General features: G+C 73.5%; 18 protein-coding genes and 1 riboswitch. Of the genes, 10 read left to right on the plus strand and 8 right to left on the minus strand.

Annotated elements, in window-relative coordinates:
* Positions 1-305: 305 nt before the first annotated feature.
* The 3 genes from ACFZB3_RS21755 to ACFZB3_RS21765 are packed head-to-tail and all read left to right on the plus strand — an operon-like array spanning position 306 to position 5076.
* The gene (locus ACFZB3_RS21755) at positions 306-1346 is read left to right on the plus strand and encodes an AAA family ATPase (RefSeq protein WP_391377350.1); all 1041 of its coding nucleotides are present in this window, start codon (positions 306-308) and stop codon (positions 1344-1346) included.
* Positions 1346-2695: a DUF58 domain-containing protein gene (locus ACFZB3_RS21760; RefSeq protein ID WP_391377352.1), complete on the plus strand. Its 1350-nt coding sequence runs from the start codon at positions 1346-1348 to the stop codon at positions 2693-2695. Before ACFZB3_RS21755 ends, ACFZB3_RS21760 begins: the two co-directional genes overlap by 1 nt.
* The gene (locus ACFZB3_RS21765; protein ID WP_391377354.1) at positions 2692-5076 is read left to right on the plus strand and encodes a transglutaminaseTgpA domain-containing protein; all 2385 of its coding nucleotides are present in this window, start codon (positions 2692-2694) and stop codon (positions 5074-5076) included. The genes ACFZB3_RS21760 and ACFZB3_RS21765 overlap by 4 nt, the downstream gene beginning before the upstream one ends.
* A gap of 278 nt (positions 5077-5354) precedes the next feature.
* On the opposite strand, the gene ACFZB3_RS21770 is transcribed toward ACFZB3_RS21765, so the two are convergent.
* From ACFZB3_RS21770 to ACFZB3_RS21780, 3 genes are all read right to left on the minus strand, one after another.
* Complete coding sequence (locus ACFZB3_RS21770) at positions 5355-5744, minus strand: DUF3040 domain-containing protein (RefSeq protein ID WP_391377356.1); 390 nt, start codon at positions 5742-5744, stop codon at positions 5355-5357.
* A 278-nt stretch (positions 5745-6022) separates the two neighbouring features.
* Positions 6023-6793 carry a methyltransferase gene (locus ACFZB3_RS21775; protein WP_391377358.1) on the minus strand — a complete coding sequence of 257 codons (771 nt, stop codon included), beginning with the start codon at positions 6791-6793 and terminating at the stop codon, positions 6023-6025.
* Between the two features lie 189 nt (positions 6794-6982).
* Positions 6983-7546, minus strand: a complete 564-nt coding sequence (locus ACFZB3_RS21780) for an SAV_6107 family HEPN domain-containing protein (RefSeq protein WP_391377360.1) — start codon at positions 7544-7546, stop codon at positions 6983-6985.
* Between the two features lie 174 nt (positions 7547-7720).
* Between ACFZB3_RS21780 and ACFZB3_RS21785 the strand changes: the two genes are divergently transcribed.
* From ACFZB3_RS21785 to ACFZB3_RS21805, 5 genes are all read left to right on the plus strand, one after another.
* The gene (locus ACFZB3_RS21785; protein ID WP_391377362.1) at positions 7721-8584 is read left to right on the plus strand and encodes an ATP-binding cassette domain-containing protein; all 864 of its coding nucleotides are present in this window, start codon (positions 7721-7723) and stop codon (positions 8582-8584) included.
* Complete coding sequence (locus tag ACFZB3_RS21790) at positions 8556-10640, plus strand: YhgE/Pip family protein (protein ID WP_391377364.1); 2085 nt, start codon at positions 8556-8558, stop codon at positions 10638-10640. The genes ACFZB3_RS21785 and ACFZB3_RS21790 overlap by 29 nt, the downstream gene beginning before the upstream one ends.
* A gap of 73 nt (positions 10641-10713) precedes the next feature.
* Positions 10714-11340, plus strand: a complete 627-nt coding sequence (locus ACFZB3_RS21795) for a TetR family transcriptional regulator (RefSeq protein ID WP_391377366.1) — start codon at positions 10714-10716, stop codon at positions 11338-11340.
* A 422-nt stretch (positions 11341-11762) separates the two neighbouring features.
* Positions 11763-12377 carry a DUF4126 family protein gene (locus tag ACFZB3_RS21800; protein ID WP_391377368.1) on the plus strand — a complete coding sequence of 205 codons (615 nt, stop codon included), beginning with the start codon at positions 11763-11765 and terminating at the stop codon, positions 12375-12377.
* Positions 12378-12424: 47 nt separating this feature from the next.
* Positions 12425-13933, plus strand: a complete 1509-nt coding sequence (locus tag ACFZB3_RS21805; protein WP_391377370.1) for an FAD-dependent oxidoreductase — start codon at positions 12425-12427, stop codon at positions 13931-13933.
* A gap of 21 nt (positions 13934-13954) precedes the next feature.
* Here ACFZB3_RS21805 and ACFZB3_RS21810 read toward each other — a convergent pair whose 3' ends face one another.
* The 5 genes from ACFZB3_RS21810 to ACFZB3_RS21830 form a co-directional block, all read right to left on the minus strand.
* A complete protein-coding gene (locus ACFZB3_RS21810) occupies positions 13955-14974 on the minus strand; it encodes a hypothetical protein (RefSeq protein ID WP_391377372.1) in 1020 nt (339 codons plus the stop codon).
* 56 nt (positions 14975-15030) lie between these two features.
* Positions 15031-15954, minus strand: a complete 924-nt coding sequence (metF, locus tag ACFZB3_RS21815; protein WP_391377374.1) for a methylenetetrahydrofolate reductase [NAD(P)H] — start codon at positions 15952-15954, stop codon at positions 15031-15033.
* 118 nt (positions 15955-16072) lie between these two features.
* The gene (thiE, locus tag ACFZB3_RS21820; protein WP_391377376.1) at positions 16073-16720 is read right to left on the minus strand and encodes a thiamine phosphate synthase; all 648 of its coding nucleotides are present in this window, start codon (positions 16718-16720) and stop codon (positions 16073-16075) included.
* 33 nt (positions 16721-16753) lie between these two features.
* Entirely contained in the window at positions 16754-17119 is a 366-nt protein-coding gene (locus ACFZB3_RS21825; RefSeq protein ID WP_391377378.1) for an Rv2175c family DNA-binding protein, read from the minus strand.
* Between the two features lie 147 nt (positions 17120-17266).
* Entirely contained in the window at positions 17267-18499 is a 1233-nt protein-coding gene (locus tag ACFZB3_RS21830; RefSeq protein WP_391377380.1) for an FAD-dependent oxidoreductase, read from the minus strand.
* A 177-nt stretch (positions 18500-18676) separates the two neighbouring features.
* Positions 18677-18788, plus strand: a riboswitch (TPP riboswitch).
* Between ACFZB3_RS21830 and thiO the strand changes: the two genes are divergently transcribed.
* Positions 18786-19955, plus strand: a complete 1170-nt coding sequence (thiO, locus tag ACFZB3_RS21835) for a glycine oxidase ThiO (RefSeq protein ID WP_391377382.1) — start codon at positions 18786-18788, stop codon at positions 19953-19955. (Overlaps the previous riboswitch by 3 nt.)
* Entirely contained in the window at positions 19952-20164 is a 213-nt protein-coding gene (gene thiS, locus ACFZB3_RS21840) for a sulfur carrier protein ThiS (RefSeq protein ID WP_391377384.1), read from the plus strand. Before thiO ends, thiS begins: the two co-directional genes overlap by 4 nt.

The raw sequence follows: 20164 nt of genomic DNA on the forward strand, positions 1-20164 counted from the left end.
ATCCGATCGCGGCCCCGCCCCGGCCGCCCCCCTGCGCGACGCATCGGCCCGCCGAGCGGACCGTGCGCCCCGGAACGGGCCCGCCGTAAGCTGTCGACTCCCTGTCGAATAGACGGTCGAAAGGCCGTAAGACCGACATACTGCGGGCAGTTGTCCACAGGCGAGTGACACGAATCGGTAACGGCAGCAAGAATGCGGTGTGAGACGTCGCGCGGAACCATTCACGCGTGGTGTCCGTGATTCGGGGTGGGCCGGTTGTGCGAGACGACGCACCGGCCGGGCAATAACGGGCCGAGGAGGGCCGGGTGACGACCTATGACGATCGAGCGAGCCTCACTGATCTGACCGCCACTGTGGAGCGGGTCCGCAGTTCGGTGGAGGGTGTGATCGAGGGCAAGCCCGAGGTCGTACGGCTTTCGCTGACCGTGCTGCTCGCCGAGGGACATCTTCTGATCGAGGACGTCCCGGGCGTGGGCAAGACGATGCTGGCGAAGGCGTTGGCGCGGTCCATCGACTGCACGGTGCGGCGCATCCAGTTCACGCCCGACCTGCTGCCGTCGGACATCACCGGCGTGTCCATCTGGGACCAGCAGCGCCGGGACTTCGAGTTCAAGCCGGGCGCCATCTTCGCGCAGATCGTGATCGGCGACGAGATCAACCGCGCCTCGCCGAAGACGCAGTCCGCGCTGCTGGAGTCGATGGAGGAGCGGCAGGTCACCATCGACGGGCAGACCTACGAACTGCCCAGCCCGTTCATGGTGGTGGCCACCCAGAACCCGGTCGAGATGGAGGGCACCTATCCGCTGCCCGAGGCCCAGCGCGACCGGTTCATGGCCCGCGTCTCGGTCGGCTATCCCAGCGTGGAGGCCGAGTTGCAGATGCTCGACATCCACGGCGCGGTCAACCCCCTGGACGACCTCCAGCCGGTGGCGCACGCCCATGACGTGGTGAAGCTGATCGAGGCCGTGCGCGGGGTCCACGTCGCCGAGCCGGTCCGCAGGTACGCGGTGGACCTGGTCGCCGCCACCCGCAACCACCCCGACCTCAGACTCGGCGCCTCCCCGCGCGCCACGCTGCACCTGCTGCGCGCGGCGAAGGCGGCCGCGGCCCTGAGCGGCCGGGAGTACGCGCTGCCGGACGACGTGCAGGCGCTCGCCGTCGCGGTGCTGGCGCACCGGCTGCTGCCCACCGCCCAGGCCCAGCTCAACCGGCGCACCGCGGAGCAGGTCGTCCAGGAGATCCTGCAGTCGACCCCGGTGCCCGCGGCCCCCCAGCAGCAGGCCGGCTTCGGCGGTCTGGGCCGGGGTGTGCCGGCCTATCCCCAGCAGCCGCCGCGGAGTCTGTGATGGGCACCCCGGCGGAGGCCGACCGCGGGGAGACGGGCGGGATCCGCACGGCCCTGGCCGGGCTGACCACCCGCGGCCGCTCCTTCCTCGCGGCCGGCATCGCGGCGGTGATCTGCGCGTACATACTCGGCCAGGCCGATCTGCGCCGGGTCGGACTGCTGCTCGCCGTGCTGCCGCTGCTCTGCGCGGCCGTGCTCTACCGCACCCGCTACCGGGTGGCCGGCAGCCGCCGGCTCTCCCCCGCGCGGGTGCCGGCCGGCAGCGAGGCCCGGGTTCACCTGCGGATGGACAACGTCTCGCGGCTGCCCACCGGCCTGCTGATGCTCCAGGACCGGGTGCCCTACGTCCTCGGCCCGCGCCCCCGCTTCGTCCTGGACCGGGTGGAGCCGGGCGGCCGCCGCGAGGTGTCCTACCGGGTCCGCTCGGACCTGCGCGGCCGCTATCCGCTGGGCCCGCTCCAGCTGCGCCTGACCGACCCGTTCGGCATGTGCGAACTGACCCGCGCCTTCTCGACGTTCGACACCCTGACCGTCATCCCGAAGGTCGAGCCGCTGCCGCCGATCCGGCTCAGCGGCGAGGCGAAGGGGTACGGCGACGGGCGGCAGCGTTCGCTGGCCCTGGCCGGCGAGGACGACGTGATCCCGCGCGGCTACCGCCACGGCGACGACCTGCGCCGGGTGCACTGGCGCTCCACCGCGCGCTACGGCGAGCTGATGGTGCGCCGCGAGGAGCAGCCGCAGCGCGCCCGCTGCACGGTCCTCCTCGACACCCGGGGCGGCGCCTACGAGGGCGCGGGTCCGGACTCGGCGTTCGAGTGGGCGGTGTCCGGTGCCGCCTCGGTCCTGGTCCACATGCTCGAACGCGGCTTCTCGGTCCGGCTGTTGACGGACACCGGCAGCTCGGTGCCCGGCGAGGGCGCCGACGGTTTCGCGGGCACCGGCCACGAGTCGGCGGAGGCGGCCGGGCTGCTGATGGACACCCTCGCGGTGATCGACCACTCGGACGGCACCGGCCTGTCCCGGGCCTACGACGTGCTGCGCGGCGGGAACGAGGGGCTGCTGGTGGCCTTCCTCGGCGACCTCGACGAGGAACAGGCGACGGTGGCCGCGAAGATGCGCCAGCGCAGCGGTGGTGCCGTCGCCTTCGTGCTGGACCCGGACACCTGGATCAGGGAGCCCGCCGACGTGCCCGCCCCCGGCGACGCGCACGAGGAGCGGCTGCGGATGCTGCGCGAGGCCGGCTGGACGGCCGTCAGCGTGCCGCGCGGCACCGCAGTGGCCGAGGCGTGGCGGCAGGCCGACCGGGAGCGCACCGGGCAGGCCGCGCTGAGCGGGGAGGCACGGCGATGAGCGGACGCGCCCGGCTCGCCCTCACCGCCGCGGCGGCGACGCTGATGGCGTCCTGCGCCCTGCTGCCGCTGGTCTCCCCGATGACCTGGCTGTTCCAGGCGGCGTTCCTGCTGGCGGTGCAGACGGGCGTGGGCGCGGCCGCCCGGCGGGTGCCGCTGGCCCGGCCGCTGACCGTGGCCGCGCAGGCGCTGGTCACGCTGCTGATGCTGACCGTGGTCTTCGCCCGGAGCCACGCGATCGCCGGGGTGATCCCCGGCCCGGACACCTTCCGGTACCTCGGCGACCTGCTCCAGCAGGGCTCGGACGACGTCAGCCGGTACGCGATACCCGCGCCACTGACGCCCGGCATCCGGCTGATGGTGATCGGCGGGGTGCTGGTCGTCGGACTGGTCGTGGACACCCTCGCGGTGACCTTCCGCAGCGCGGCCCCGGCCGGGCTGCCGCTGCTCGCGCTGTACTCGGTGGCGGCGGGACTGTCCGACGGGCCGACGGACTGGCTGTGGTTCCTGGTGGCGGCGGCCGGCTACCTGATGCTGCTGCTCGCCGAGGGCCGGGACCGGCTCTCGCAGTGGGGCCGGGTGTTCGGCGGGGCCGCGCGCACCCCGGGCGGCCAGGAGAGCGGCGCGGTGGCCCCGGTGCGCACCGGGCGCCGGATCGGCTTCGCCGTGCTGAGCGTCGCGCTGTTCGTGCCGCTCGCGATGCCCTCGATCCAGGGCGGCCTGCTGGACGGCGCCGGGAACGGTGTCGGCGTGGGCGACGGGAACGGCGGCACGATCTCCGCGGTCAACCCGCTGGTGTCGCTGCGGGACAGCCTCAACGTGGACGAGGACCGCCAGGTGCTGTCCGTGCGGACCAGCAGCGACGACGTCTCCGACCTGTACCTGCGGATCGTCTCCCTGGACGACTTCGACGGCACCACCTGGAAGCCGGCCCAGCGGCACATCACCGGTGTGCCGGACAGGTTCCCGACCCCGGCGGGACTGGGCGCCGACGTCAAGCGGACGACGGTGAGGTCGACGATCGCGGCCGCCGACTGGTACGCCCAGGACTGGCTGCCGATGCCGTACCCGCCGAGCGGGGTGAAGGTGGCCGGCACCTGGCGCTACGAGCCGGTCGGGATGACCCTCGTCGGCGACCACGGGCAGAACACGCGCGGCGAGACCTACCAGGTCACCAGCCTGGACGTGCAGCCGACGGCGGAGCAGCTGGCCGCGGCGCCCGAGGCCTCGGCGGCGATGAGGAAGGAGTACACCAAGGTGCCCTCCTCGCTGCCGTCGGTGGTGGCGCAGACGGCGAAGGAGGTCACCGCGGGCTCGGCGAACCACTACGAGGAGGCGGTGAAGCTCCAGGACTACTTCGCGGTGACGGGCGGCTTCCAGTACGACACCCAGGTGGAGGTCGGCCGGGGCGAGGGCGCGATCGCGAACTTCCTGAAGCAGAAGCGCGGTTTCTGCGTGCACTTCTCGTTCGCGATGGCCGCGATGGCCCGGACGCTGGGCATCCCGGCCCGGGTCGCGGTGGGCTTCGCACCGGGCACCCCGCAGGCCGACGGCACGGTGTCGGTGGGCCTGAAGGACGCGCACGCCTGGCCGGAGCTGTACTTCGAGGGTGTGGGCTGGACCCGCTTCGAGCCGACCCCGACCCGGGGCACGACTCCCTCGTACACGGTGTCGGTCTCGCCCGGGTCCTCCGTGCCGGACGAGACCCTGCCCTCCAAGGGCGCCTCGGCGGCGCCGTCGGCCTCGGCCTCGCAGAGCGAGAGCTGCACGCCGCAGCTGCGCAGGCAGGACGCCTGCGCCAGCCCGTCGGCGGCGGCCGCGGTGCAGAGCGGCGACGACGGGCCGCCGTGGTGGCAGCTGGCCCTGTGGGCGCTCGGCGGTCTCGCCGTACTGGCGGTGCCGCTGTCGCCGATGCTGTACCGGCAGCAGGCGCGGGCAGGCCGGCTCGGGGCCCACGACCGTACGCCCACGGGCATGGCGGCACACACGCTGGCGGTCTGGCTGGAACTGACCGACACCGCCTGGGACTTCGGCATCCTGCCGGACGAGTCGCTGACCCCGCGCAACGCGGCCGCCCGGATCGTCCGGCTCGGCCGTCTCGATCCGGCCACCGGGGCCTCGGTGCACCGGGTGGCGGACGCGGTCGAACAGGTGCTGTACGCGCCACGGCCGCGGCCGACGGCGGGCCTCGCGGACGACGTCCGCCGGGTGACGGCCGCGTTCAACGGCACGGTCGGTGTTCCCGCGCGGCTGCGGGCGCTGTTCGCTCCGCGGTCGAGCGTGCGCGCGGTGTGGGCGGCGTCGGCGGGCTGGGCCCGGCTGCGCGAGCGACTGGCGGCGGCCCGGCCGCCCCTGCGAAAGCCGACGGAACAGGAGAGCTGAGGGGGCTGGCGCGGGGGGGGCGCTTACCGGCGCTTGCCGGGTGCCGCCCTGCGGCACGCCTGCCCGCAGCTGGGGAGCTGACAAGGGGGCGGCTGTGAAGTGCCCCGTAAGGGGCGCGGGGAACTGCGCGACCAGCCCCCACGTACCCGCAGTGGCGCACGGCCCGCAGCAGGTCCCTCGGCTCCGGCCGACTGAACAACACCTGAGGGGTGACCGCCAACCAGCGGTCACCCCTCAGTCACGCTCTGTTCGGCCTGTCGGCCCTCCCGGCGGAGCCCTCAGTGGCCCTGTTCGTCACGGCGGCGCTGCCACCGCTCCTCGATACGGTCCATCATGGAGCGCTTCGGCCGGCCCTGGCGGCGCGCCTGCGGCCCCGCGGCGGGCTGTTCCCCGGGCTTGGGAGCCTTGCGCCAGCCGGTGACGGCGAGGACCGCGCAGCCCAGCATGACGAGGAAGCCCACCACGCTGACCCAGACCTGCTGCACGACCATTCCGGCGATGAGGAGCGCGATACCCACGAGGAAGCCGGCCACCGCCTGGTAGACCCGTCGCCGGGTGTACGTCCGCAGGCCGCTTCCCTCAAGCGCTGTCGCGAACTTGGGGTCTTCGGCGTACAGCGCTCGCTCCATCTGCTCAAGCATTCGCTGCTCGTGCTCCGAGAGCGGCACGGCGTCCTCCTCATCGTGCAGTCGCCGGGGCGACCCGGGGGGTCCCTTCAGGATAGGCAGGGAATCGCCCCCGTGAAACCCGCCCCTCTAGGCCAATTGGCCAACCGGAACCCGCCATGGCAGTACCGGCTCGCTGAGGCTTCCATTCCCCGGCAGCCGACCCGTCATGCCGGGTTGGTCTCCCTCGATCATACGGCGCAAACCCCTCGATCGGGGGGCCTGTGGCGTACTCCATCCGCTGTCGAGCCCCTGATCAGCGGGCTCGACTCAGGAGGATCTCAGGCCCCGGTGGCACCCGGTGTCTCGCCGAGCACGTGCAGCTGGGTGGCGACGGCGTGGAAGGCGGGGAGCTCGGCCGCGGCGGCCTCCAGCCTGAGCAGGGCGTCCAGGGCGCCCGGCTCGGTGTCCACCAGGACGCCGGGGACCAGGTCGGCGAAGACCCGCACGCCGTGCACGGCGGTGACGGCCAGGCCCGCGCCCTCGACCAGGCCGGTGAGCTGCTCGGCGGTGAAGCGGCGCGGCATCGGGTCGCCGCTGCCCCAGCGCCCGTCGGGGTCCTCCAGGGCCTGCTTGGCCTCCGTGAAGTGGCCGGCCAGGGCTCGGGCGACGACGGCCCCGCCGAGCCCGGCGGCGAGCAGGCTGAGGACGCCCTCGGAGCGCAGCGCGGCCACCGTGTTGCGCACGCCCTCGGCCGGGTCGTCGACGTGCTCCAGGACGCCGTGGCAGAGGACCACGTCGTGAGCGCCGCGCTCGACCACGTCGAACAGGCCGAGGACGTCGCCCTGGACGCCCTTGACCCGGTCGGCCACGCCAGCCTCGGCGGCCCGGCGCTCCAGCGCGAACAGTGCGTTCGGGCTGGGGTCGACGACGGTGACGCGGTGGCCGAGGCGGGCCAGGGGGACGGCGAAGTTGCCGCTGCCGCCGCCGGTGTCCAGGACGTCCAGCGCGTCCCGGCCGGTGGCCTTGACCCGGCGGTCGAGGGCGTCCTGAAGAACCTCCCAGACCACGGCGGTACGGAGAGAAGCGCGGGGTCGAGTGGGGTCCGGCACGGCAGTTGACTCCTCGGCGCGGCACCGCCTGTTGCCCGGCGGCGCGAACTGGGTGCCTCCCCGGCCCGGGGTGCGGAGGCGGGAAGGCTTCAGGCGCTCTCCACCCTATTGCCTCCGCCGCCCGTTGCCCCCCGCCGCCTTGCCCGGTCGTCCGGCCGCCCTGCCTGGTCATCCCGCCGGCCTGCCTGGTCATCCCGCGTCGGGCAGCTCCCTTCCCGGGTCGCCGGCCGGGCGCTCCCCGTCCTGCCTGCGCGGCTGCGGCAGTACCGGCTGGAGGACGAGCATCCGCTCGACGATGCGGACGAACATGGCCACGTCCCGTATCAGGTCGTCGGCGTCCCGGCGGCCCGCCGCACCCTGGATGCCGGCCTCGGCGCGGGCCCGGCGGGCGGCGCCGGAGGCGAACAGGGCGCTCCACTCGGTGAGCTCGGGGGCGACTTCGGGGAGCACTTCCCAGGCGCTGCGGATCCGGGCCCGGCGCCGGGGCGAGGTCTCGGGGCGGGCGCGGGCCGCGAGCACGGCGGCCGCGGTGCGCAGGGCGGCCAGGTGGGCGGTCGCGTAGCGCTCGTTGGGGGTGTCGAGCAGTTCGGCCTCGTCGAGGGCGGCACGGGCCTGGGTGAGCAGGTCGAGGGCGGCGGGCGGGGCCGTGGCCCGGCGGAGCACGGGGTGCACATCGCTCGCCGGGCCGGTCAGTGAGGGGGCAGGGCCGGTGGCGCGGCGCCGGTGGGCGGCGGACGCTGACGAGTTGGCCATGACGAACCTCCTGTCGTCTGAGTGACGGCGCCCTCACACGGGGTGCCGTATGTGCCCATCGTGAGGTATGGCACTGACAATCCGTTCTGACCTGGGCTTTTGCTTCGATCGTAGGTTCGGAGTAGTTTTTGCACTGACCAGTCAGTTCAAAAACGAAGCCACCGGGGGGAACCTGTGCACGGCGTACCTGTCACGGCCGAGCGCCTCGGGCTCAAGGGCCCGCGGGGCTGGGCGTTCCAGGGCATCTCCCTGGACGCCGGGCCCGGCGCACTGATCGCGGTGGAGGGCCCGTCCGGCTCCGGCCGCACCTGTCTGCTGCTCGCGCTCACCGGCCGGATGAAGGCGACCGAGGGCACCGCGACCGTCGGCGGGGCCCGGCTGCCCAAGCAGCTCGCGGCCGTACGGCGGATCAGCGCGGTGGCCAACGTGGCCGGGGTCACCGACCTCGAACCCGCCCTGACCGTCGGCGAGCACCTGCGCGAACGGGCCCTGCTGCAGCGCCGGTTCGGCGACTCCGTGCGCGCGCTGCTGCGGCCGCGTACCGAGCGCAGGGAGCGGGCACAGCGGCGCGTCGACGACGCGCTGGCCGCCGCCGGGCTCGACCTGGAGTCACTGCCCAAGGGCGCCCGGACCGCCGTACGGGATCTGGAGCGGATCGAGGCGCTGCGGCTGTCCGTGGCGCTGGCGCTGGTCGGGAGGCCGCGGCTGCTGGCCGTGGACGACGCGGACCTGAAGCTGTCGGAGTCCGAACGGGCCGAGGTACGGGCGCTGTTGGCCTCGATCGCGGAGGCCGGGACGACGGTGGTGGCGGTGTGCGGCCAGGCGATGGCGGGGGCTGTCGTCGTCCGCACCGGGACCACGGAACCCACCGAATCCGGGACGGCTGCGACGGCTACGGAGGCCTTGGAGACCACGGAGAAGGCCACAGAGACCACTGAGGCCACTGAGGACACGCAGAAGGCCACGCAGAAGGCCACGCAGAAGGCCACGGAGAAGAAGGAGGCCGGCGATGCGCTCGCCGCGACTGGCCGCGCTTGAGCTCAGGCGCTTCGGACGGGGCCGGCTGCCGCGCGCGGCCCTGGTGGCCCTGCTGGTGCTGCCGCTGCTGTACGGCGCGCTGTACCTGTGGTCGTTCTGGGATCCCTACGGCCGTCTCGACCGCGTCCCCGTGGCGCTCGTGAACGACGACAAGGGGGCGACGGCGGGCGGCGAGCGGCTCACCGCGGGCGACGACATCGTGGCCGGGCTGAAGGACAGCAGGGCCTTCGACTGGCACGAGGTGAGCGCCGCCGAGGCCCGCCGGGGCGTCGAGAACGGCACCTACTACCTGTCGCTGACCATGCCGGCCGACTTCAGCGCGCGCATCGCCTCCAGCTCCGGCGACTCCCCGGAGACCGGCGCGCTCCAGGTGCGTACGAACGACGCGAACAACTACATCGTCGGGCAGATCTCCCGCACGGTCTTCAACGAGGTGCGCTCGGCCGCGTCCACCAAGGCGTCCCGCTCCTTCCTGGACCGGATCTTCATCTCGTTCGCCGACATCCACGGGCAGACCACGAAGGCCGCCGAGGGCGCCGACACCCTCGCCGGCGGCATCGGGAAGGCGGAGAAGGGGTCGAAGGACCTCGCGGACGGCCTCGCGGACGCCAGGACCGGCAGCGCGAAGCTCGCCAAGGGGATCAGGAAGCTGGACACGGGCGCCGGCACGCTGGCGGACGGCTCGCGGCAGGTCGCGGACGGCACGCAGGCCCTCGCGGACCAGGTCGACGGGGTCTACGGCAAGGTCGGGCCGTACCTGGCGAAGAACGAGAAGACCATCGGTGACACGGCGCAGCTGGTCGCCGACTCGGCCCGGACCGTCCGGGACAACCTGGGCGTCCTGGTGAAGACCGCCCCGGCGGCCGCCGAGACCGCCCACGCCGCCGCCGACACCCTGGACCAGGTCTACGCGGCGCGCTGCTCGGCGGACCTGCTGACCGACCCGGTCTGCCCCGACCTGAAGAAGGCCAGGGACGCGGCCGACGACGTGGCCGGCGTCGCCGACGACCTGAACGCGCTGATCGCCGACCAGAACGGCGACCTGAAGACGCTCGACGCGAACCTCGGCACGCTCCAGACCCAGGCGCAGGCCCTCGCCGACCGCGCCCCGCACCTCTCCGAGGACGTCGCCGACGCCGTCACGAAGATCGACAAGCTGAACGACGGCGCGGCCCGGGTGGCCGCGGGCGCCGCGAAGCTGCACACCGGACTCGGCACGGCCACCGCCGGCGCCACCCACCTCGACAGCGGCCTCGGCAGGCTCGAGTCCGGCGCCTACGACCTCAACGGCGGGATGTACAAGCTCGCCGACGGGTCCAACACGCTCGCCGGCGGCCTGCACGACGGCGCGGCGAAGATCCCCGACTACGACAAGCAGGACCGCGACCAGCGCACCGGGGTGATGTCCGACCCGGTCCAGCTCGCCTCGCAGGACCTGCACAAGGCGCCCAACTACGGCACCGGGTTCGCCCCGTACTTCATCCCGCTCTCCCTGTGGGTCGGCGCGATGGTGGCCTACATGCTGATCCAGCCGCTCAACCGGCGTGCCCTGGCGGCCGGTTCCGCGGCCTGGCGGATCGCGCTGGCGGGCTGGCTGCCGGTGGTCGCTGTCGGGGTGCTGCAGACGGCCGCCCTGATGGCCGTGCTGCACTGGGCGATCGGGCTCCGGATGGCCCGAGCGGCCGGGACGGTCGGGTTCCTGTTCCTGGTGGCGGCCTGTTTCGCGGCGATCGTGCAGTGGCTGAACGCGCGCTTCGGGGCGGCCGGACGGATCCTGGTCCTCGCCCTGCTGATGCTCCAGCTGACGTCGGCGGGCGGCACGTATCCCGTGCAGACCAGCCCGGGCTTCTTCAACGCGATCCACCCGTTCCTGCCGATGAGCTACGTGGTGGCGGCGCTGCGGCGGCTGATCACGGGCGGCGGGCTCGGCCCGGTGTGGCAGGCCTGTGCCGTCCTGGCGGCGTTCACGGCGGGTGCCCTGGCGCTCACCGCGGTCTCGGCCCGGCGCCGCCAGGTGTGGACGCTGGACCGCCTGCATCCCGAGCTGAGTCTGTGAGGCCGCCATGACCTCCGCCATGACCTCCTCTTCCGTGCCCGCGGGGCCCTCCGTTGCTGTGAGAATCGGGACCATGGAAAGCAGCAGCACCACGGGCGGCAGCACACGCCGTGAGGCCACCCGGCAGAAGCTCTACGAGGCCGCCGTCACGCTCATCGCCGAGCAGGGCTTCTCGGCCACCACGGTGGACGAGATCGCCGAACGGGCGGGCGTCGCGAAGGGCACGGTCTACTACAACTTCGCGAGCAAGTCGGTCCTCTTCGAGGAGCTGCTGCGGCACGGCGTGGGCCTGCTCACGGCGTCCCTGCGGGACGCCGCCGAGCAGACCGCGCGGGAGGGCGGCAGCAAGGTCGACGCCCTGGACGCCATGGTCCGCGCGGGTCTCGTCTTCATCGACCGCTACCCGGCCTTCACCCAGCTCTACGTGGCGGAGCTGTGGCGCACCAACCGGGCCTGGCAGTCGACGCTGATGGTGGTCCGGCAGCAGGCGGTCGCGGTCGTCGAGGGGGTGCTGCGCGAGGGCGTGGAGAACGGCGAGTTCAGCGACGAGATCGACGTCCAGCTGACGGCGGCCGCCCTGGTCGGGATGGTGCTGGTGGCCGCGCTGGACTGGAAGTCCTTCCAGCCGGAGCGCTCCCTGGACGACGTCCACGCGGCGCTGTCCCGGCTGCTGCAGGGGCGGGTGAGCGGGAGGGGCTGAGCCCTTCCGGGACCGGCACGCGCGCGTGGGCGTGCGAAGGCGCCGGCCGCCGGCGGCCGCGTCCCCCGCGGGCCGCCGTCGGACCGGCGCCTTCCGTGTACCCCCGTGCACCCCCGTGCACCCCGTGCACCCCGTACACCCCCGTGCTCCCCGGTTCCCGTCGTTCCCCCGGGTCCCCTCTCCCCCGTGTCTCGCTTCCGCCGACGCGAATCGGCGGAAGGAGCGGGCAAGAGCGCCGGTGCCGTTCCGCCGCCCCGTGTCGGCGGTGCCGGACCCGCGCCCCTTTCCGTGTCTCCACTCTCCCGTTCCCGCAGGTCGCGGCCCATCCGTACGCGTACTCAACTCGGTGCCTGGGTATCCGTACTCAGGTCTGCGCACGGAGGCCCAGGACGGACGGCCCCGGACTGGTTACGATCGCGTCCGTGTCGGTACTCCCCTTGGTCTTCACCAGCGGCTGGGCCAGCGGAATCAACGCCTACGCGGTGGTGCTGCTGCTCGGTCTCTTCGGCGCTACGGGCCTGAGCGACGACGTCCCCGAGACGCTGCAGCGCCCCGAGGTGCTGATCGTCGCGGGCGTGCTCTTCCTGTGCGAGTCGGTCGCCGACAAGATCCCGTACGTCGACACGGTCTGGGACTCCGTGCACACGGTGGTCCGGCCGCTGGCGGGCGCCTGGGTCGGGGCGCTGCTCGCCGGTCACAGCGGCTCGGTCAACGACGTGGTGGCCGGGCTGGTCGGCGGTTCCACGGCACTGGCCAGCCACACCGTGAAGGCCGGGACCCGGATGGCGGTCAACACCTCGCCGGAGCCGTTCAGCAACATCGTGCTGAGCTTCGCCGAGGATCTCGGGGTCGCCGGGATCGTGTCGTTCGCGATGTTCCACCCGCTGGCCGCGGCGGTCGTCGCGGCGGTGCTGCTGGCCACCGGCCTGATCGTGCTGGTGTTCCTGGTCTCCCGGATCCGGCGCTTCTGGCGCCGCCGGGCCCAGCGCCGGGAGGAACGGCGGCTCGCGGCGCAGGTGGGGCGGCCGCCCGGCTGACGGCCCGCCGGTCCGGACTGTCGGTGGCGGTCGATAAAGTCGCGGGCATGGGACGGATTGCGGTGATCGGCGCCGGGATGGGCGCCATGGCGGCGGCCGCCCGGCTGGCCGTCGCGGGCCACCGGGTGACGGTGTACGAGCGTACGGACACGTACGGCGGCGGGGTGCGCCGGTTCGAGCGTGACGGGTTCGCCTTCGACACCGGGCCGGGTCTGCTGCCGCTGCCCGCCGTGTACCGCGACCTGTTCGTCAAGACCGGCAAGGAGCCGCTGGAGGACTGTGTCGAGCTGGTCCAGGTGGACCCGTCGGCCCGGCACGTCTTCGCGGACGGCACGGAGGTGTCCCTGCCGAACGCGTCCCGGGCGGGCGTCGTCGCCGCCCTGGACGAGGCCCTCGGTGCCGGTGCCGGGCAGCGCTGGGGCGACTTCCTGGTGCGGGCCCGGGAGGCCTGGGACCGCACCCGGCGCCCGCTCCTGGAGGAGCCGCTGTGGCCGAACTGGCAGGTGCTGGCCGAGCGCGAGCCGTACCCGTCGGTCCCGCACAAAAAGCTGCTGCGCACGCGCCGGGCGAGCACCCTCTACGAGATCGGCGCCTGGGAGCTGCGCGACCTGCGGTTGAGGGAGCTGCTGGACGGCTACGCGCTCGCGCACGGCATCGATCCCGGGGTCGCCCCCGCGAGCGCGGCCGTGCTGCCGTACCTGGAGCACGCCTTCGGCACCTGGTACGTGCGGGGCGGCATACGGGAGTTGGCCCGCGCGGTGTACGAGCGGTGTGTGAAGCGGCGGGTGGAGTTCGTCTTCGGCGCCGAGGTCGTGCGGATCCTGGAGAAGGACGGCCGGGCGGCCGGGGTGGAGCTGGCCGACAGCACGGTGGCGGAGGCGGATTTCGTCGTCGGTACGGGGCCGTGGCGGCTGGGCCGCCTGGTCGCGGGCAGGGAGCTGTACGGCCCGCAGGACGTGCGCCCGGAAGCCGAGGACCGCTACCTGGGCCGGGTGGTGGTGTGCCTGGCGCTGCGCGGCGCGCGGGAACCGGCCGCCGTGCACCGCACGGTGGTGCACGGCCCGGACGCCGAGGGCGACCTGGACCTGTTGGGGCACGGGGAGCTGCCAGACCTGCCGACGGTCGTCGTGGACCGGCCGGACGACCCGGCCCTGCGTCCTGACGCCGGGCACGAGTCACTGGTGGTGACGGCGACGGTGCCGTCGGCGGCCTGGTACGACTGGACCGCTCCGGGGGCCGCCGACGCCTTCGCGGACCGAATGGTCGCCGCCGCCGGGCGTGCCGTGCCGGGGCTGCGCGAGCGGGTGCTGTGGCGCGAGGTCCGCACGCCTGTGGACACCGGGCGGGAGACCGGCGCCCTGGGCGGTGCGGTGCCACCGCCCGCGCTGGCCGCGGCGGAGGGTGTGCTGCACCCCGCCAACACGACGGCGGTACCGGGCCTGTTCACCGTCGGCGGCTGGTCGCACCCCGGTGGCGGGCTTGCGCATGCCGGCATGTCGGGGGCGCTGGTGGCCGGGCTGATCGTGGAGGGACCGGAGTTCCGCGGCTCGCAGTGAGCCGGGCGCCGCGGGAAGGCTTCAGAAACGGTACTGCTCGTCGTACCCGTTGCCCTGGTGGCCCTGCTGCTGTCCCTGTCCGTCGCCCTGGCCCTGGTAGGGGTACTGCTGCTCCTGCGGGAGTTCGCCGCCGTAGGTCTCGTCGGCGCGCTGCTGCGGGACCCAGACCCCGCCCGCCGGGGTCTCGCCGTAGCCGCCGGTGCCGTTCCCGTACTGGCCCTGGGCGTAGCCCTGCTGGTCGTACTGCTGGGTGCCGTACGACGACTGGTCGTACCCGGCGCCGCCGTAGGTCTGGTTGCCGATGTACGGGTCGGAGTAGTTGGCGTACTGCTGCTGGCCGCCGCTCGTGTCGTAGCCGTACTGCTGCTGCTGGCCGTAGCCGGAGTAGTCGTAGGCGTAGTTCTGGTCGGTGCCCTGGGCGGCGTACGCCTGGTCCTGGCCGGCGGTCGCGTAGGCGGCCTGCTGGTCGCCGGTGGCGGCGTAGCCGGAGTCCCGGTAGACGCCGTAGGAGCCGGTGTCGTCGGGCATCGGCTGCGGTTCGTACACCGCGGCGGCCTCGGCCGCGCCGGGCTCCATGGTGCGGGCCGCCGGGGTGAAGACGTCGTCGCGGTCGTACTCGTCACCGCCGTAGGACGGATTCCCGCCGGCCGCCGCGTAGGCGCCCTGCTGCTCGGCGTAGGCGGCGTCGGCCGCGTCCGGGTCGGTGGCCTCCGGCCCCGGGTCCGCGTCCTCGTCCGGCTCGCCGCGGCGGCGCTTGGTCAGGCCGCCGCCGTCACCGTCCGCACCGGGACGCTTGACCGCCCAGCCTGCCTCGAAGCCGCGGCGGAAGGACAGCGTGACGTAGGTCTGGCCGACCGCGAAGGCGATCGCGCCGACACCGATCACGATGACCGACGGGATCAGGACACCGAAGACGACCCCGAGGAAACCGACGAAGGCGAGCAGCCGCCAGCGCAGCCGCGCCTTGTACTGCAGCAGCACCTCGCCGAGCAACCACAGCGCGACGATGCCGAACGCTACGTAGAGGACCGTCCAGCCCATGTACGCCCCTCTCCCTGTGACCGCTACGCAGTGTGTCGTACTCCGGTGCGGCCGGTCTAGGCCCGCGGGGGATGGTGCAGGCCCAGGTTCTCGTAGATTTCCAGCGTCGCCGTCGAGTTGTTGAGCGTGATGAAGTGCAGTCCTGGCACTCCCTCGGCCAGCAGCCGCGCGCAGAACTCCGTGGCATGTTCGATGCCAATGGAGCGTACCGCCGCCGGATCGTCTTTCGCTGTGAGGATCCGCTCTTTCAGGGCGTCCGGGAAGGCGGCATTGCTGAGTTTGGGCAGCCGTTCCAGCATCTTCACACTGGTGACGGGCAGGATTTCCGGAATCACCGGGGTCTCGCAGCCGGCCGCGACGACCCGGTCACGAAGGCGAAGGTACGACTCGGGCCGGAAGAACATCTGCGTGATGGCGTAGTCGGCGCCCGCGCGGCACTTGTCGACGAAGTGCCGGACGTCGGTGTCCCAGTCGGTGGAGCGCGGGTGCATCTCCGGGAAGGCGGCGACGCCCACGCAGAAGTCGCCCGACTCCTTGATGAGCCGGACGAGTTCGGCCGCGTAGGTCAGGCCTTCCGGGTGCGCGACCCAGTCGCCCATCGGGTCGCCGGGCGGGTCGCCGCGCACCGCGAGCATGTTGCGGATCCCGGCGTCCGCGTACTGGCCGATGATGTTGCGCAGTTCGGCCAGCGAGTGGTCGACCGCGGTGAGGTGGGCGACCGGGGTGAGCGTGGTGTCCGCGACGATCTGCTCGGTCTCCTTGACCGTGCCCGCGCGGGTGGAGCCGCCGGCACCGTAGGTGACGGAGACGAAGTCGGGGGCGACCGCCTCGACCCGCCGGAGCGCGCTCCACAGGTTCCGCTCGCCCTTGGGGGTCTTCGGCGCCGAGAACTCGAACGAGTACGTGGTCTTGCCGGTGGCGAGCATGTCGCGCACGGTGCGTGCGCGGTCAGTCCTGGTGGATGCGGTTCCTAGGGCCATACTCGCAGGTTAGCCAGGGGCGGACAGGGACCCAACCGCGCTCGGGAAATTCGCCCGGTTTGTCGGCCTCCCGTCCGGATACTGGACATGTTTCCGGACAGCCGGGACGGACGGTGCGTCACGCCGACCGCAGTCGCTTCGCGAACTCGGCCGCGGCCGCGCCCGGGTCGTCGGCCGCGGTGAGCGCGCGGACGACGACCACCCGGCGGGCGCCCGCGTCCAGCACCTGGTCGAGGTTGCCGAGGTCGATGCCGCCGATGGCGAACCAGGGGCGGTCGGTGCCCAGGGCCGCGGTGTACCGCACCAGGTCGAGGCCGGGGGCGGGACGGCCGGGCTTGGTGGGGGTGGGCCAGCAGGGGCCGGTGCAGAAGTAGTCCACCCCGTCCTGGACGGCGGCCGCGGCGGCCTCGGACCCGGCGTGCGTGGAGCGGCCGATCAGGACGTCCGGGCCGAGGATCGCGCGGGCGGCGGGGACCGGCAGGTCGCCCTGGCCGAGGTGGAGCACGTCGGCGCCGGCCGCGTGGGCCACGTCGGCGCGGTCGTTGACCGCGAGCAGCTTGCCGTGCCGGGCGCAGGCGTCGGCGAACACGGCGAGGTGCTCAAGCTCCTCGGCGGCCTCCATGCCCTTGTCGCGCAGCTGCACGATGTCGACACCGCCCGCCAGGACCGCGTCCAGGAACTCCGCGAGGTCGCCCTGCTCCTTACGGGCGTCCGTGCACAGGTAGAGCCGGGCGTCGGCCAGCTGGGCGCGGGCGGTGTCGGTCATCGGTGGTCCCCCGTTGTGTCGGTACTGGCTGCCTCAGACGGCGAGCGCCTGGGCGCGGCGCTTCACCTCCGTGCCGCGATTCTCGCTGAGCGCCTGCGCGGGGGTGCCGGGCAGGGTCGCGTCGGGAGTGAAGAGCCACTCCAGCATCTCTTCGTCCGTGAAGCCGTCGTCCCGCAGGAGCGTCAAGGTGCCGGTCAGGCCCTTGACGACCTTGTCCCCGTCGATGAAGGCGGCGGGGACGTGCAGTGCCTTGTTCTCACCGCGGCGGACGGCGATGAGCTGGCCCTCCTTGACCAGCTGCCGCACGCGCGTCACCTCGACATCCATCATCTCTGCGATGTCGGGGAGGGTGAGCCAGGCGGGGACGAGAGCATCGGTCTTGGTGTCAATCTCGGTCACGGGGTCAAGGGTAGGCGCATCGTCGGTGCCGCCGCGATGGGTGGTGGTCCGGGTGCGGCGCCGTGGGGGCTGGTCGCGCCCACGCGGCGGAGCCGCATATCGATACGGCCCCGCGCCCCTTCGGGGCGCGTTTCCCTCAGGGCGCTCTCAAGCGGTCGTGGCGTTCTTGAGCGGATTACCGGGATCGGACAGGGCCTCGGGGGCCATTCGGGTGCCTGCCTCGATCAGGCGGCGGCCCTGGGCCAGGTCGCGGGGGCGGCCTACCGCCAGCAGGGCTACCAGGCGGGTGTCACGGAGCCAGCAGACGCTCCAGGACGGGCCGGTCGGGTCGCCGCGCCACACCAGCCGGTCGGCCGCGGCGTGGTGGCCCGCGTACTGCACGAAGCGGCCGAACTGCTCCGACCAGAAGTACGGGACCGGGTCGTAGACCGCGTCGGTCTCGCCGAGGATGTTGGCGGCGACCGTGCGCGGGCCCTGGAGGGCGTTGTCCCAGTGGTGGATCAGCAGGCGCTCGCCGTAGCGGCCGGACGGGAACGAGGCGCAGTCGCCGACCGCGTAGACGTCCGGGGCGCTGCTGTGCAGACGGTCGTCGGCCAGCACGTCGCCGCGGGTGCCCAGCTCGATGCCGGAGCCGGCCAGCCAGGCGGTGGCGGGGCGGGCGCCGATGCCGACCACGACGGCGCCCGCGGGCAGCCGCGAGCCGTCGTCGAGCAGCACCGCGCCGGGCTCGACGCCTGCCACGCGCGCGTGCGTGCGCAGGTCGGTGCCGCTGTCCGCGTACCAGGCGGCCATCGGCGCGGCGACCTCGGCGGGGAGCGCTCCCGCGAGCGGGCGGTCGGCGGCCTCGACCACGGTGACCGCACAGCCGGCCTCGCGGGCCGCGGTGGCGAACTCGGCGCCGATCCAGCCCGCGCCGACGACCACGATGTCGTGCTGCCGGGCGAGCACGGGCCGCAGCCGTTCGGCGTCGTCCAGGGTGCGCAGCAGATGGACGCCGGACACACCCTCGGTGCCGGGCAGCGTGATCGGTTCGGCGCCGGTGGCGAGGACCAGGACGTCGTACGGCACCGGGCCGGCCTCGGTGTCCAGCTCGTGGTCGGCGGTGCGCACGCCCAGGGCGTCCCGGCCGAGCGCCAGCTCGATGCCGAGCGCCTCGAAGTCGACCTCGAAGGCGGAGCCCTCCGACTTGCCGAGCAGCACGGCCTTGGAGAGCGGCGGCCGGTCGTACGGCTGGTGCGGCTCGGCGCCGATCAGCGTGACGGTTCCGGTGAACCCCTGCTCGCGCAGGGCGACGGCGGTCTGCACCCCGGCCATCCCCGCGCCCACGACGACCACGCGCCGCGTCTGTGACGTGCTCCGTCGCTGCGTCTGCTCGCTCACGTGATCACCATAGACAAGAACGATAGACAACTGACAAAGAGTCAGTCAGCGGTCGCGGCGAGTGACCTGTTCCACAGGGCCGTACTCAGGGCCGTACTCAGGGCCGTCCACCGGGCCGTCCGCGGCGCCGTCCGAGGCCGTCTTACAAGGGCGGAGCTCCGCGGGCTAGGGTGGCGGGGAAGCACACGCGGGAGCCCGGACGCACCGGGCTGAGAGGGAGGCTGGCGGCCTCCGACCGTACGAACCTGATCCGGGTCATGCCGGCGAAGGGAGGGGCTGGACGCCCATGTCCTCACATACGTCCGACGTCCTCGTCATCGGGGGCGGAATCATCGGCCTGGTCACGGCCTGGCGAGCGGCTCAGCGCGGGCTCGACGTCGCCGTGGTCGACCCGGCGCCCGGTGGCGGGGCCGCGCAGGTCGCGGCCGGGATGCTGGCCGCGGTCACCGAGCTGCACTACGGCGAGCAGACCCTGCTGGGGCTCAACCTGGCCTCCGCGCGCCGCTACCCCGCCTTCGCCGCCGAGCTGACCGAGCTGACCGGCCACGACCTCGGCTACCGGCGCTGCGGCACGCTCGCGGTCGCGCTGGACGCCGACGACCGCGCCCATCTGCGCGAGCTGCACGCCCTCCAGCAGCAGTCGGGCCTGGAGTCCGAGTGGCTGTCCGGGCGGGAGTGCCGGCGCCTGGAGCCGATGCTCGCGCCGGGTGTACGCGGCGGGCTGCGGGTGGACGGCGACCACCAGATCGACCCGCGCCGGCTGGCGGCCGCGCTGGTGGCCGCGTGCGAGCGGGCCGGGGTGGCCTTCCACCGCGACTGGGCCGAGCGCCTGGAGGTGGAACGGGGTCGGGCCGCCGGTGTCCGCACCCGCACGGGTGACACCCTGGGCGCCGGACAGGTGGTGCTCGCCGGCGGGAGCCTGAGCGGGCGGCTGGCGGGCGTGCCGGACGACGTGCTGCCGCCGGTGCGGCCGGTGAAGGGGCAGGTGCTGCGGCTGACCGTGCCCGCGCGGTACGCGCCGTTCCTCAGCCGGACGGTACGGGCCGTGGTGCGCGGCGGGAACGTCTACCTGGTGCCCCGGGAGAACGGCGAGCTGGTCGTCGGCGCGACCAGCGAGGAGCTCGGCTGGGACACGACGGTCACGGCGGGCGGCGTGTACGAGCTGCTGCGCGACGCGCACGAGCTGGTGCCCGGGATCACCGAGCTGCCCCTGACCGAGACCCTGGCCGGACTGCGCCCCGGTTCCCCCGACAACGCACCGCTGCTCGGGCCGACCCGCCTCGACGGACTGCTGCTGGCCACCGGGCACTACCGCAACGGGGTGCTGCTCACACCGGTCACCGGAGACGTGATGGCGGAGCTGCTGGCCGGCGGCGAGCTGCCGGAGGAAGCCCGTCCGTTCACGCCGAGGCGCTTCGACCTCGTTCCCGCCGCACTCGTGGAGCAGACCGCATGAACATCTCCGTCACCATCTCCGTCAACGGGGAGCGCCGGGAGATCGCCCCGGGCACCGCTCTCGACTCGCTCGTACGGTCCCTGACCCCCGCGCCCTCCGGGGTGGCCGCGGCCGTCAACGAGACCGTCGTACCGCGCGGGCAGTGGGCGACGACCGGGCTCGCCGAGGGCGACCGGGTGGAAGTCCTGACCGCCGTGCAGGGAGGCTGA

Source organism: Streptomyces sp. NPDC008092, assembly GCF_042957285.1.
In the GTDB taxonomy this organism is placed as follows: Bacteria; Actinomycetota; Actinomycetes; order Streptomycetales; family Streptomycetaceae; genus Streptomyces.